12 protein-coding genes are annotated in these 13,645 nt (G+C 63.0%); 4 read left to right on the forward strand and 8 right to left on the reverse strand.

The features are described from left to right. Positions 1 to 10: 10 nt before the first annotated feature. The gene (lexA, locus tag ACORQT_RS22100) at positions 11 to 619 is read right to left on the reverse strand and encodes a transcriptional repressor LexA (protein WP_025160136.1); all 609 of its coding nucleotides are present in this window, start codon (positions 617 to 619) and stop codon (positions 11 to 13) included. A 102-nt stretch (positions 620 to 721) separates the two neighbouring features. Next, positions 722 to 1,090: a diacylglycerol kinase gene (locus ACORQT_RS22105; RefSeq protein WP_033651215.1), complete on the reverse strand. Its 369-nt coding sequence runs from the start codon at positions 1,088 to 1,090 to the stop codon at positions 722 to 724. 148 nt (positions 1,091 to 1,238) lie between these two features. On the opposite strand from ACORQT_RS22105, the gene plsB reads away from it, so the two are divergent. After that, entirely contained in the window at positions 1,239 to 3,704 is a 2,466-nt protein-coding gene (gene plsB / locus ACORQT_RS22110) for a glycerol-3-phosphate 1-O-acyltransferase PlsB (RefSeq protein ID WP_046897191.1), read from the forward strand. 66 nt (positions 3,705 to 3,770) lie between these two features. Here plsB and ubiA read toward each other — a convergent pair whose 3' ends face one another. Continuing rightward, entirely contained in the window at positions 3,771 to 4,643 is an 873-nt protein-coding gene (ubiA, locus tag ACORQT_RS22115; protein ID WP_025304455.1) for a 4-hydroxybenzoate octaprenyltransferase, read from the reverse strand. A 17-nt stretch (positions 4,644 to 4,660) separates the two neighbouring features. Next, positions 4,661 to 5,176, reverse strand: coding sequence for a chorismate lyase (gene ubiC / locus ACORQT_RS22120; protein WP_033651214.1), 516 nt, complete (start codon positions 5,174 to 5,176; stop codon positions 4,661 to 4,663). A 392-nt stretch (positions 5,177 to 5,568) separates the two neighbouring features. Here ubiC and ACORQT_RS22125 point away from each other — a divergent pair, with 392 nt between their 5' ends. Genes ACORQT_RS22125 through ACORQT_RS22135 form a run of 3 tightly spaced genes read left to right on the forward strand, consistent with a single transcriptional unit; the run spans position 5,569 to position 8,982 of the window. Then, positions 5,569 to 6,951 (forward strand): MFS transporter, encoded by a 1,383-nt coding sequence (locus tag ACORQT_RS22125; RefSeq protein ID WP_033651213.1) that lies wholly within the window; start codon positions 5,569 to 5,571, stop codon positions 6,949 to 6,951. 24 nt (positions 6,952 to 6,975) lie between these two features. Continuing rightward, positions 6,976 to 7,977 (forward strand): LacI family DNA-binding transcriptional regulator, encoded by a 1,002-nt coding sequence (locus ACORQT_RS22130; protein WP_042785467.1) that lies wholly within the window; start codon positions 6,976 to 6,978, stop codon positions 7,975 to 7,977. Positions 7,978 to 7,998: 21 nt separating this feature from the next. Further along, positions 7,999 to 8,982, forward strand: a complete 984-nt coding sequence (locus ACORQT_RS22135; RefSeq protein WP_089195236.1) for a nucleoside hydrolase — start codon at positions 7,999 to 8,001, stop codon at positions 8,980 to 8,982. Between the two features lie 55 nt (positions 8,983 to 9,037). Here the strand turns inward: ACORQT_RS22135 and malM are convergent, their stop codons facing one another. The 4 genes from malM to ACORQT_RS22155 form a co-directional block, all read right to left on the reverse strand. Next, complete coding sequence (gene malM, locus ACORQT_RS22140; RefSeq protein WP_033644398.1) at positions 9,038 to 9,943, reverse strand: maltose operon protein MalM; 906 nt, start codon at positions 9,941 to 9,943, stop codon at positions 9,038 to 9,040. 97 nt (positions 9,944 to 10,040) lie between these two features. Beyond that, positions 10,041 to 11,330 carry a maltoporin gene (locus ACORQT_RS22145; RefSeq protein WP_072626867.1) on the reverse strand — a complete coding sequence of 430 codons (1,290 nt, stop codon included), beginning with the start codon at positions 11,328 to 11,330 and terminating at the stop codon, positions 10,041 to 10,043. Between the two features lie 32 nt (positions 11,331 to 11,362). Continuing rightward, on the reverse strand, positions 11,363 to 12,472 hold the full coding sequence (malK, locus tag ACORQT_RS22150; RefSeq protein WP_016930284.1) for a maltose/maltodextrin ABC transporter ATP-binding protein MalK: 1,110 nt from the start codon (positions 12,470 to 12,472) through the stop codon (positions 11,363 to 11,365). Continuing rightward, positions 12,465 to 13,436, reverse strand: coding sequence for an alpha-amylase family glycosyl hydrolase (locus tag ACORQT_RS22155; protein ID WP_033651344.1), 972 nt, complete (start codon positions 13,434 to 13,436; stop codon positions 12,465 to 12,467). The genes malK and ACORQT_RS22155 overlap by 8 nt, the downstream gene beginning before the upstream one ends. Positions 13,437 to 13,645 lie beyond the last annotated feature (209 nt).

A 13,645-nucleotide genomic window follows, 5' to 3' on the forward strand; every position in this document is an offset into this window, starting at 1 on the left:
GGCGCGGCGATTAAATCCAGTCGCCGTTGCGGATCACGCCGACCGCCAGCCCTTCGATCGTGAAATTCTGCTGGCGCAGATCGACCACGATCGGTTGGAATTCGTTGTTCTCCGGCAGCAGTTCAACCACGTTGCCGTGCTTTTTCAAGCGTTTGACCGTCACTTCGTCTTCGATGCGCGCGACCACAACCTGGCCGTTGCGCACGTCTTGCGTTTTGTGCACCGCCAGCAGATCGCCGTCCAGAATGCCGATGTCGCGCATCGACATGCCGTTCACTCGCAACAGGAAATCGGCGCTCGGTTTGAACAGGGATGGATCCACCTGGTAGTGCCCTTCGATGTGCTGCTGCGCCAGCAGCGGCTCGCCGGCGGCGACGCGGCCGATCAGCGGCAGCCCTTCTTCTTCTTCCATCAGCAGGCGGATACCGCGCGACGCGCCGGAGACGATTTCGATCACGCCTTTGCGTGCCAGCGCCTTCAGGTGCTCTTCGGCGGCGTTAGGCGAACGGAACCCCAGACGCATCGCGATCTCGGCACGCGTCGGCGGCATGCCCGTTTGCGAAATATGATCGCGAATCAGATCGTAGACCTCTTGCTGTCTGGTAGTTAGTGCTTTCATTCCGCCCCCTGTTTGTTTATACAGTCTTGCTGTGAGTATATACAGGTAAGCGCGGATTGGGAACCGAAGAATAAATAAAAATCAGTCAGTAGGCGCTTTGCGTCAGCCAAAATGCTGCCACAAGACCGTGCCCCAAACGAACAGCGCGAGTACGATCGCCAGCGACACCGCCGCCGATCCCATGTCCTTGGCCCGCCCGGACAGCTCATGGTGTTCGCTGCCGATGCGATCCACCACCGCCTCGATCGCGCTGTTCAGGATCTCGACGATCATCACCAGCGTCACCGATCCGATCAATAAAATGCGCGCTATCGCACCCACGTCCAGCCAGACAGCCAGTATGATAGCCAGGAGGGTCACCACCAGTTCCTGGCGGAACGCCGCCTCGTGTTGCCAGGCGGCGGAAAGCCCTTTATAAGAATAGCCGGCGGCCTTGATGATGCGGGTCAATCCGGTTGCTTGGTTTGCCATGTTTTCGTGCCTTTCTCAGAGGTCGGTCATAATAAAAAGAGTCTAGAACAGTCCGCGCTGACGGCTCTCGGTTTTCGAACACCACAGATCTGCTACCCGGTTTCTGGTATGCTTGCGGCGCATTGCTAACAAGAGGCTTCACGTTGTTATGTCAGGTTGGCGTAAAATTTATTATAAAATATTGAATTTACCACTTAAATTGTTGGTAAGAAGTAAGGTCATCCCTTCAGATCCGGTTACCGAGCTAGGGTTGGATCCCTCACGGCCGATTTTGTATGTTTTACCTTACAATTCCAAGGCGGATTTGCTGACGCTGCGCACCCAGTGCCTGGCGCAGGATCTGCCCGATCCGCTCAACGCGCTGGAGATCGACGGCACCGTGCTGCCGAGCTACGTGTTCATTCACGACGGCCCGCGCGTGTTCCGCTACTACACCCCGAAAGAAGAGTCGGTAAAGCTATTCCACGACTACCTGGATCTGCATCGCAGCAATCCGGATCTCGACATTCAGATGCTGCCGGTTTCGGTCATGTTCGGCCGCTCGCCGGGCCGCGAAGGCCACGGCACGCCGCACCTGCGTCTGTTGAACGGCGTGCAAAAATTCTTCGCCGTGCTGTGGCTCGGCCGCGACAGCTTCGTGCGCTTCTCCAACACCGTTTCGCTGCGCCGCATGGCCACCGAACACGGCACGGATAAAACCATCGCGCAGAAACTGGCGCGCGTGGCGCGCATGCACTTCTCGCGTCAGCGCCTGGCCGCAGTAGGCCCAAGCCTGCCGGCCCGTCAGGATCTGTTCAACAAGCTGTTGGCGTCCAAAGCGATCGAAAAAGCGGTCGAGGACGAAGCGCGCAGCAAGAAGATCTCGCACGAGAAGGCCCAGCAGAACGCCATCGCGCTGATGGAAGAGATCGCCGCCGACTTCTCCTACGAAACCGTGCGTCTGTCCGATCGCGTGCTGAGCTGGACCTGGAACCGGCTGTATCAGGGCATCAACGTCACCAACGCCGAGCGCGTGCGCCAGCTGGCGCAGGACGGCCACGAGATCGTCTACGTGCCCTGCCACCGCAGCCACATGGACTATCTGCTGCTGTCCTACGTGCTGTATCACCAGGGCCTGGTGCCGCCGCACATCGCTGCGGGCATCAACCTCAACTTCTGGCCGGCCGGCCCGATCTTCCGTCGTCTGGGCGCGTTCTTCATCCGCCGCACCTTCAAGGGCAACAAGCTTTACTCGACGGTGTTCCGCGAATACCTCGGCGAGCTGTTCACCCGCGGTTACTCGGTGGAATACTTCGTGGAAGGCGGCCGTTCCCGCACCGGGCGTCTGCTGGAACCGAAAACCGGCACCCTGTCGATGACCATCCAGGCGATGCTGCGCGGCGGCGCCCGTCCGATCACGCTGGTGCCTATCTACATCGGCTACGAGCATGTGATGGAAGTGGGCACCTACGCCAAAGAGCTGCGCGGCGCCACCAAGGAAAAAGAGAGCCTGTTGCAGATGCTGCGCGGCCTGCGCAAACTGCGCAATCTGGGCCAGGGTTACGTCAACTTCGGCGAACCACTGCCGTTGACCGCTTACCTCAACCAGCACGTGCCGCAGTGGCGCGAGTCGATCGATCCGATCGAGGCTCAGCGCCCAAGCTGGCTGACGCCGACGGTCAACGATCTCGCCGGCCAGATCATGGTGCGCATCAACAATGCCGCCGCGGCCAACGCCATGAACCTGTGTTCCACCGCGCTGCTGGCCTCGCGCCAGCGTTCGCTGACCCGCGAACAATTGCTCGAGCAGCTCGAGTGCTACCTGCAGCTGATGCGCAACGCGCCTTACGCGCATGACGTCACCGTACCGTCGCAGACGCCGGACGAGCTGCTGGATCACGCGCTGAACATGAACAAGTTCGAGGTGGAAAAGGACAACATCGGCGACATCATCATTCTGCCGCGCGAGCAGGCGGTGCTGATGACCTATTACCGCAACAACATCCACCACCTGCTGGTGTTGCCGTCGCTGATCGCCAGCATCGTCATGCATCATCGCCGGGTATCGCGCGCCGAACTGCTGCGCCAGATTGGCATGATTTACCCGATGCTGAAAGCCGAGCTGTTCCTGCATAACGACAAGGAGCAGCTGCCGGACGTGCTGCGGCCGATGATCGACGAGCTGATCCGCCAACAGCTGATCTGCGACAAAGGCGACGAGCTGGTGCTGAACCCGGCGCGCATTCGCCCGCTGCAGCTGCTGGCCGCCGGGGTGCGCGAAACCCTGCAACGCTACGCCATCACCATGTCGATCCTCAGCGCCAACCCGAGCATCAACCGCGGCGCGCTGGAGAAAGAGAGCCGCATCATGGCGCAGCGTCTGTCGGTGCTGCACGGCATCAACGCGCCGGAGTTCTTCGACAAGGCGGTATTCTCCACCCTGGTGGCGACGCTGCGCGAAGAAGGCTACATCAACGACAGCGGCGATGCGATCCGCGAGCACACCCTCGAGGTGTACAACATGCTGAGCGATCTGATCACGCCGGAAATCAAGCTGACCATCGAAAGCGTCAACATGCCGGAAGAGACCAACGCTCTGCCGCAAACCGATGCGCAAGAAGAGAAAGACGAGTGATTTCACCCGGCGCGGAAACACAAAAGGCACCCCGAGGGGTGCCTTTTTTCTTGCTGCAGGAAACCGTTACGCCGGCAGATAGCTGAGCGCGATGCCGATAAACACCACCAGCCCAACATAATTGTTCTGCAGGAAGGCCTTGAAACAGGCCTCGCGCTCGCGCCCGGCGATCTGCTTCTGCTGGTGAATGAACAGCGCGCCCGCCAGCAACAGCGACCAGTAAAACGCGCCGCCGAGCTGCGCCAGATAACCGACCCACACCAGCAACAACAGCGTTGCGAACTGCAACAGCCCGACGATCAGCTTGTCATAACGCCCGAACAGGATAGCGGTGGACTTGATGCCTATTTTCAGATCATCGTCGCGATCGACCATCGCATACAGCGTGTCATAGGCCACCGTCCAGCAGATATTCGCCAGCAGCAGCAGCCAGCAGCTGAGCGGCAGCGATTCGCTGACCGCCGCATAGCCCATCGGAATGCCCCAGCCGAACGCGGCGCCCAGCACGAACTGCGGCAGGTTGGTCACCCGCTTCATAAAAGGATACACCCAGGCCAGCGCCAGCGCCGCCAGCGACAGCCAGATGGTCATCGCATTCAGCGTCAACACCAGGCAGAACGAGATCAGCACCAGCACCACGAACAGCACCTTGGCCTCTTTCGCGCTCACCCGGCCGCTCGGCATCGGCCGCCCGGCGGTGCGCTTTACGTAGCCGTCCACCGCGCGATCGGCGTAGTCATTCACCACGCAGCCGGCGGCGCGCATCAGGAACACGCCGAGCACGAACACCACCAGAATCGACAGCGGCGGCACGCCTTTCCCGGCCAGCCACAGCGCCCACAGCGTCGGCCACAACAGCAACAGCGTGCCGATCGGTTTATCAATGCGCATCAAATGGCTGTAAGCCCGCCATTTACTTTGAGTCACGCTTCCCTCCAACGTCTTGCTCTCCTCTCTTATGCGGGAACCGCTGAATACAGCGGCGAAGCCGGTAAAAACAGTTCGGTCAGCAGCAGCGGCTTGCCCGCCAGCCGCAGCCGTGAACGACGCGCCCACAGCGCGTCCTGCCGGCCGATATGGATATAGTCGCGGGTCAGATCGCCGCTGCTGAACAGATAGCGCCCGAGCGGCAGCGTCCCCAGATCCACCAACGCCTGATCGGGGCCGGTCAGCGTATGTTCCGGGATCACCGTGCGCCCCAGCAGCCAGGGCTGGTCGTCGCCCAGCAGCACCACTTCGCGCAGCCAGTAGCGCGGGCTGTCGGGCAGGTGGTTCGCCTCGTCGCCCAGCGCCTCGCGCGTGACGAAGCATTCGCGCTGCGGTTCAACGCGCACCTGGGCGCAATGGCGTTCAAATCGGCGGGTCATGGAGCCTAACTCCATCAGCCAGTCGCTGACGGCGGCGGGCGCCGGAGGATCCTGTTCGGATAACCACTCCAGCGGCGGCAGGATGGAATCCCTGATGCCAGACATTGCTTTACTCCTCGCCTGAACCGCAGCCGGTACGGCGCGCCAGACGATACAAACTGTTAACAGGCCCCCATTGTAGCGCAGAAATGCGAAAGCGGCAGGCTGATTCGTGGCGAAAACGGCAGGCCTATCGGCCGGAAAAACCGGGGTTCTGTCATCTTTTTGCCATCCGCATTCTCTATCTTCATTTCCCGGCGCGCTGACGATTCTGTGATCGCCCGCAAAGTTTCAGCTTCCTCGCGTTGTGTTATCTACGCGCGTAGATACCCTGATACGGCAGCGTTGAATCGCCATGCGTCCGACATGATTTGTCGGCACACCTTTGTTGCCGGCACCAGGGAAACCATCTTTAACCGCGCCCCTCCAGGCGCAGAACAAAAGAGGATAGCACTGCCATGAGCGAAACAACGCTTGCCCCTTCACAGACCGCCGACGCCGCGCTGGCGGCCGATGAACGCCTGGCAACCAAAGAGGGGCGCAGCCAATTTTGGCGCGCCACCTTCTCCTGCTGGCTCGGCACCGCCATGGAATACGTCGACTTCGCGCTGTACGGCCTGGCGGCCGGCATGGTGTTCGGCGACGTGTTCTTCCCGGAAGCCACGCCGCTGGTGGCGCTGCTGGCCAGTTTCGCCACCTACTCCGTCGGCTTCGTCGCGCGGCCGATCGGCGCGCTGGTGTTCGGCTGGATCGGCGACCGCAAAGGCCGCCGCGTGGTGCTGATCACCACCGTGGCGCTGATGGGCCTCTCCACCACGCTGATCGGCCTGATCCCGTCCTATGCGCAAATCGGCGTCTGGGCGCCCGCCTGCCTGGTGATCCTGCGCTTCGCGCAGGGGTTCGGCGCCGGCGCGGAGCTGTCCGGCGGCGCGGTGATGCTGGCGGAATACGCGCCGGCCAAGCGGCGCGGGCTGGTGGCGTCGATCATCGCCATCGGCTCCAACAGCGGCACCCTGCTGGCGTCGCTGGTATGGCTGCTGGTGCTGCAGCTGGACAAGGAAGATCTGATGAGCTGGGGCTGGCGCATTCCGTTCCTCGCCAGCATTCTGATCGCCGGGGTGGCGCTGTACCTGCGCCGCCACGTGCGGGAAACGCCGGTGTTCGAACGCGAGCTGCAGCAAAACCACCAGCGCATGCTGGACGCCGCCCAGGCCGCGCCGGATACGCGCAGCTACCTGCAACGTACCAAAGCGTTCTGGGTGATGCTCGGCCTGCGCATCGGCGAAAACGGCCCTTCCTACCTGTGCCAGGGCTTTATCGTCGGCTATGTCGCCAAGGTGCTGATGGTCGATAAATCGGTGCCGGCGCTGGCGGTGTTGATCGCCTCGCTGTGCGGGTTCCTAGTGATCCCGCTGGCCGGCTGGCTGTCCGATCGCTTCGGCCGCCGCATTACCTACCGCTGGTTCTGCCTGCTGCTGGTGCTGTACGCCTTCCCGGCGTTCTGGCTGCTCGACAGCCGTGAACCGGCTATCGTCATCTCGGTGATCGTGGTCGGCATGTGCATCGCGTCGCTGGGGATCTTCGGCGTTCAGGCGGCCTACGGCGTCGAACTGTTCGGCGTGAAGAATCGCTACTCCAAGATGGCGTTCGCCAAAGAGCTCGGCTCGATCCTCTCGGGCGGCACCGCGCCGCTGATCGCCACCGCGCTGCTGTCCGGTTTCGGTCACTGGTGGCCTGTCGCCTGCTATTTTGTTGTAATGGCGGCCATCGGCTTAATCACCACCTTCTTTGCTCCCGAAACCCGCGGCCGCGATCTCAACCTGCCGCAGGACGCCGCGTAGCGAGAAGGCGAACAGGATCCCAATTTGGATAATCACTCCGCGCGACGCGTTACCCGCGCCGACGTGGCCCGCGTAGCGGGCACCTCCGTCGCCGTGGTCAGCTATGTGATCAACAACGGCCCGCGCCCGGTGGCGGAAGCCACCCGGCTGCGCGTGCTGGCGGCGATCGAGCAGACCGGCTACCGGCCGAACGACATCGCGCGGGCATTGGCCTCCGGCAGCACGCAAACCTACGGGCTGGTGGTGCCGGATATTTCCAACCCGTTCTTCGCCACGCTGGCGCGGGCGCTGCAGCAGGAGGCCTTTAGCCGCGGCCGCGTGCTGCTGCTGGGCGACGCCGGCGATGACCGGCAGCGCGAGTATGAGCTGATCAATAACCTGCTGCGTCGCCAGGTCGACGGCCTGCTGTACACCAGCGTCGATCGCCATCCGTGGTTCGATCTGATCCGCGCCTCCGGCACGCCCTGCGTAATGATAGACACCATCGACAGCCAGGCCGGCGTCTGCGCCATCCGCGTCGACGAGCGCGACGCCGCCTGCCAGGCGACCCGCCATCTGCTGCAGCACGGCTATCGCGACATCGGCATTTTTATCGGTCCGCTAACCATGCTCAACGCGCAGGATCGCCTGAACGGTTGGCGCGATGCGCTGCTGGAGGCGGGCATTGCGCCGCGCGACGAGTGGATTTTCGAGGCGCCTTACACCCGCCAGGGCGGCTACCAGGCCACCCAGCGCATGGTGCAAGGCCCGCGCCCGCGCGCCGTTTTCACCTCCAACGAGCAGCAGGCGCTCGGCTGCCTGTCGGCGCTGGCGGAGCATGGGTTGCGCGCGCCGGACGATCTGGCGCTGATCTGTTTTAACGGCACGCAGCAATCCGAATTCAGCGTGCCGCCGCTCAGCGCGGTCGAGCAGCCTATCGACGCCATGGCCAAGCGGGCCATCGCCATGCTGGCCGCCGGCGCCGCGCCCGCCGAGCTGCATGAATTCGCTTTTCAACTGCGCATCCGCCGCTCGTGCGGCTGTTAGCGGTTTTTCAGGACACCTTCTATGCGTTTGATCATTGATTGCGATCCCGGCAACGGCGTTCCCGGTGCCAACGTCGACGACGGCCTGGCGCTGGCCCTGGCGCTGGCGGCCAAACCGCAGCTGCAGCTGGAACTGATCAGCATCGTGGCCGGCAACACCCCGCGCGAAGTGGGCTTCGCCGTCGCCAGCGAGCTGCTGGCGCAAAGCGGCTACCAGGTGCCGGTCGCCCTCGGCGCGGCGCGCGCCCTGAGCGAGCCGCCGGAGCCATGGCGCGCGCATCTGGACAGGCCGATCGCCGATCCCAAGCTGGCGGCGCTGTGGCGCGACTTGCCCGCGCCCTCACTCGCCAACGCGCCCGCACCGGACGCCGCCATCGCCATCGGCGAGCTGATCTGCCGCCATCCCGGCGAGATAACGCTGGCGGCGATCGGCCCGCTGACCAACGTTGCGCACGCCATGCAGCTGTACCCGCAGATGGCGCAGGCGGTGAAAGAGATCGTGATCATGGGCGGCGTGTTCAACGTCGAGGGATACATCAAGGACACCAATTTCGGCCTGGATCCGGAAGCCGCGCGGCTGGTGCTGAACAGCGGCGCCGCTATCACGCTGGCGCCGCTGGACGTCACCACCCAGACCATGCTGACCCAGGCGGATCTGGCCGCACTGACGCAGCCGGATACGCCGCTGTGCCGCTATTTGCGCGCCACCACGCAGCCGTGGATCGATTATTCGCGCCATACGCGGCGCCTGCCGGGCTGCTGGATCCATGATGCGCTGGTGATCGCCTGGCTGCTGGCACCGCAGCTGGTCACGACCGAGATGTTCCATGTGGATGTGGCGCTGGAAGGGGCGCTGACGCGCGGCAGCTCACGCCGTTGGCGGCCGGACAGCCTGCGCCTGACGGTAGGCATGCCGCCGCCGCAGGGCAAGCCGGTGCGCATCATGCAGCAGGTCGATAACGCCCGTCTGCTGGCGTTGATTGGCGCAACGCTGGCCCGCGGATGAAAAAAGGTGCGCCAAAGCGCACCAATCATCGAGCCAGCATCGGCAGCGTCGGGTGTTACCCCTTGCCTTTTACGCTGCTGATAAACGTTTTACGCGCAGTGGTCGAGCCCAGTTTCTCGGCCTCATTCATCAGTTTCAGCGCCTTGTCGATATCGCCCGCCTTCACCGCCTGCTTGATGCCGTTATTGAAGTAGCTTTCGGTATCGTTGAGCATCGGCTCCGCCGGTTTCTCCGGCGTCGGTGCAGGCGCCGCCACGGTGGCCGGTGCGGTTGATCCCACCACCACCGGCGCCACGGTCGGCGCTGGCTGCAGCATGCCGATCATCACGTTGCCGGTGCCCTGTTCCGCGGTCACCTTGAGCTTCAGCGTGCCGGTCGTCGCGTGGCCGGCGATCGGATCCGGGATATCCGGCACCGCGTTACCCACGCCCTGCGCGTAGGCCTTGGCCGGGTTAGTCAACTGCGTGGTTTTCGCCAAATCCTGACGGGTGGTGTACACCAGCAGGTAAATCTGTTTTTGACCGAGCGCCGGCGTCAGTTTCAACGTGCCTTCGAGGCGATCGGAGGACATCGCCCCCGGCGGCTGATACGGGAAATAGCTGCTCGGGTAATACGCCGCCGGGCGCAGATGCTCGTCCAGCACCAGCACGCTCGGCGCGTACAGCGAATTGTTCTTGGCGAGGCTGCTCAGCGTCACTTCCAGCGAACCGCGATCGGCCGGCAGCGTATAGGCGGCGATCGCCCCCTGAATGTCGCCCTGATTGAGCTGCGGGCTAACGGCGTCGAGCTTCACTTCTTGCGACACCGGCGGTTGCAGCGGCTGCCACGGCAGGCTTTGCAGCGTGGCGGCGCTGATGGCCGGGGCGACGGAAACGTTGGCCGGCGTATCGGCGTTGGCCGCCAAAGGCGCGCCGACGGTCAGCGCCAGCGACAGGCAGAGTGACAGCAGATTCTTTTTCATCGTTATATCCTCTTTCAGCACCGCGGCGGATCAGGCAAGAGATCGGGCTGCGGCGAATGCGGTTGGGGGAGAGCCGGCGGCCCTCCCCGTCCTGTCGTTACCACCAAATTTCCATCTGGGCGCCGAAGGTGACTTCGTCATCCTTGCCGCGGCTGAAGGTATGCATGCTGGTGTCGTTGTAAGCGGTGCCGGCGTTATACCCGGTGTCATCGCCGGTGGCGTAGCCCCACTTCTCGTCCCACTTGGCGTAGGTGGCGAACAGGCGGATGGCCGGACGCGACCAAATGCTGTTGCCCGCCTGCCATTGCTGCGCCAGGGTCACTTTATACTGGCCGTTGCGATCGCCGGTGCGCTGAGATTTGACGTTGTCGTAGCCGGCTTCCAGCAGGGTGCTCATGATCGGCGTCCATTTGTACATCGGGCGCACGCCGACGGTGTACCAGGTGGTGCCGTTGTTGTTGTCGCGGTCGATGTCCTGGAACATGGCGACGTACATCAGCGCCCACTGATCGTTGAAGTCGATGGCGCCGTGATCCAGCACGCGGATCATCTTGCCGTTGTTATCGATGGTGGCGCCTTCGTTACGGCCGTTGTTCTGCGAGGTCATCGAGTCGGTGGCGTACTGCAGCACGAATTTGTTGTAACCGTTCAGGATGCTTTGCGTGTGTTCGGCGGTGAACATCCAGCCGTCTTTGCTGGCCCCGTCGGCCAGGCGGTAGTGGTCCTGCGCATTGGCTCGGCCGTAGTCCACGCCCAGCTCCAGGGTGCCGCCCGGGTTCAGCTCCAGCCCGGCCAAGCGCACGTCGAAGGTATCGTTGACGGTCGGACGCTGTTTCCATTCGTTATCCAGGTAGCCGTAAGAGCCGCCGGATTCCGAGTTGCGGGTCACGGCGGCGGACAGCTTGCCGAAGCCCAGATCGATGTTTTCCAGACCGGCGCCCGGGCCGGAGATATCCCAGTAGTAGAAGTCGATCATATGAACGTCATGACGCTGATAGAAACGCTTACCGGCCCACAGCGTGGAACCCGGCAGCCACTCGATCAGGTTTTTACCCTGCACGTTCACTTCGCGGAAGCCCGGCGTCACGTCTTCCCAGTCAGAACGCTGCGAAACCGAATAGGCCAGGTTGGTGTCGAAATAGAAGCTCTTGTCGCCTTCTTTCCACACTTCCTGCCCGAGTTTCAGTTCGGCGTAGGTTTCGCACTCGTTGCCGAGACGGTATTTGCTCGCGGCGCCGGTGGCCTTGAAGCACTGTTGCTCACCGCCGCTGCCGGTCCAGCCGATGCCGGAACGGGCGTAACCGTGGAAATCCACGGCCAGCGCCTGAGTAGAGAGAACACCGGCGGCGACAGCCAGTGCCAGAGGAAGTTTGCGCAGAGTAGTCATCATTATTCTCCTGTTATACCGACTTTGATGCTTTAAACGCCCGGCTCCTGGTGCAGCCGTTTACATGCCGTACCGTCTTCACGGAACAGGTGGCAGCGGTGAGGCGGCAGGCCGATGGCGAATGTGGCACCTTCTTCTACCAGCACCACGTCATTCTGGCGGTACACCAGGTTTTGACGGATGGCCGGGATTTGGATATGGATTTGCGTCTCGTTGCCGAGCTGCTCCACCACCTGCACGTCGCCGGTAAGCCGCACTTCAGAGGCTTCGCCGGGCAGCAGATGTTCAGGGCGAATGCCCAATGACAGGTTGGCGCCGGGTTGGACGCCCGCGCCTTCCACCGGCAGCCAGACCAGCTGGCGGTTGGGCAGTTCGACCTGCACCTGTCGCGGCTCCGCCGCAGTGACCTTGACCGGCAGGAAGTTCATCTTCGGTGAGCCGATAAACCCGGCGACGAAGCGGTTGGCCGGGTAGTGATACAGCTCCAGCGGCTTGCCGACCTGCGCCACACGACCGGCGTCGAGCACCACGATCTTGTCGGCCAGCGTCATCGCTTCGACCTGATCGTGGGTGACGTAAATCATGGTGCGCTGCAGGCGCTTGTGCAGACGGGAGATCTCGATGCGCATCTGCACCCGCAGCGCGGCGTCGAGGTTGGACAGCGGCTCGTCGAGCAGGAACACGTCCGGCTCGGCCACCAGCGTGCGGCCGATCGCCACGCGCTGACGCTGCCCGCCGGACAGCGCCTTCGGCCGCCGATCGAGCAGGTGCGCCAACTGCAGCACCTCGGAGACCTGGTTCACCCGTTGATTGATTTCCGCTTTCTTGGCGCCGGCCAGCTTCAGGCCGAACGACATGTTGTCCGCCACCGACAGGTGCGGATACAGCGCGTAAGACTGGAACACCATGCCGATGCCGCGCTCGGAAGGCGGCACTTCATTCATGCGTTTCTCGCCGATCAGCAGGTCGCCGGAGGTGATGTCCTCCAGCCCGGCGATCATGCGCAGCAGCGTCGATTTGCCGCAGCCCGACGGCCCGACAAACACCACAAACTCGCCGTCTTCGATGGTCAGATTGACGTCTTTGGAAATCACGGCCTCACCGAAGGCCTTATAAACGCTGCGCAGTGTCACGCTAGCCATGCGTTACTCCCCTGCTTTCGCAGTTAACATGTCGTGTGAAAATGGCGGAGGCAAAGCCCGCCAAAACCCATTGATGACCCTCTTGCTGCGCGCCGTGCTGCCATGCCAACGGCAAGGTCGCCTCAGACGGCGCGGCCGCCTGAGTATAAGGCTGCAGGTTTATCAGCGCTTCAAGGCATTGATCCTGATGGGTAATAAGTAAGCGCACCACGCCATCGCGCTGGCTGACCGCGCTCAGCTCGCCGCGCTGGAAAAGCGGCGAACGGCGCAGGGCCAGCAGCGTCTGGCAGTAACGCAAGGTGGAGTGGCTGTCGTGCTGTTGGCGACTGATGGCCAACGCGCGGTGTTCGATCGCCACCTGCTGATACCAGCTGATCTCCCCGGCGGTGACCTGTTCGGGGGCTTCATGCCACGGCATCGGCGTTTGCGCGCCGCGCGGATCCTGCAGGCCGGCGGCGTGCGGCAGCCCCAGCTCCTCGCCCTGGTACAGGCAGATCGGCGCCGGCAACATCGCCAGCAGCGTCAAAAAGGCGGCGGCGGAACGCAGGTCGCCCTGCCCCCAGCGGCTGACCACCCGAGGCTGATCGGCGTCGCCGGTGCTCCACAGGCTGTCCGCCAACGTGGCGCGGCGGGCATGCAGCACCGCCACCAGCTTTTCCGCGCTGAACGGCATCACGTCGAGCGCCAGCGCGCCGTGGGCGAACCGCTGCACGTCGGCGGCATGACGAACGCGATGGGCTTCGTCGGCGTACCACAGCGTCAGCCCTTCGCCCGTCACCGCCGTTTCGGCCTCCGGCGCCAGCGTCTGCGGCAGCAACAGACCGTCGATCGACAGCGCTTTCAGGTACGGCAGCGCCGCCAGCATGCCGTGCGCGTCGCCCACGCCGTCCCCGTTTCCGTCACGGAAACTGGCCGGATGGATCCGGTACAGGGTGGGCTGAGTGGCGATAGGCATTGACGACATAAATCCGGTATCCCTGCTGCGCGTGGCGTTAAAAATCAATGGGCCGATAGTGCGGGAGTCGCCGGAAAGGGTAATCATCCGTAACAGGATTTTTCATGGGGGAGGAGACGGGAGGATGAGAGAACGACCGCGGCGATGAGAAGTTCCGCGCTTAAGGCAAATCTGTGATCAAACCGGCAAAAATCGCCCCCCTATTTTGTGCCTGACGC

The organism is Serratia sp. (in: enterobacteria), assembly GCF_052400455.1.
GTDB lineage: Bacteria > Pseudomonadota > Gammaproteobacteria > Enterobacterales > Enterobacteriaceae > Serratia > Serratia ureilytica.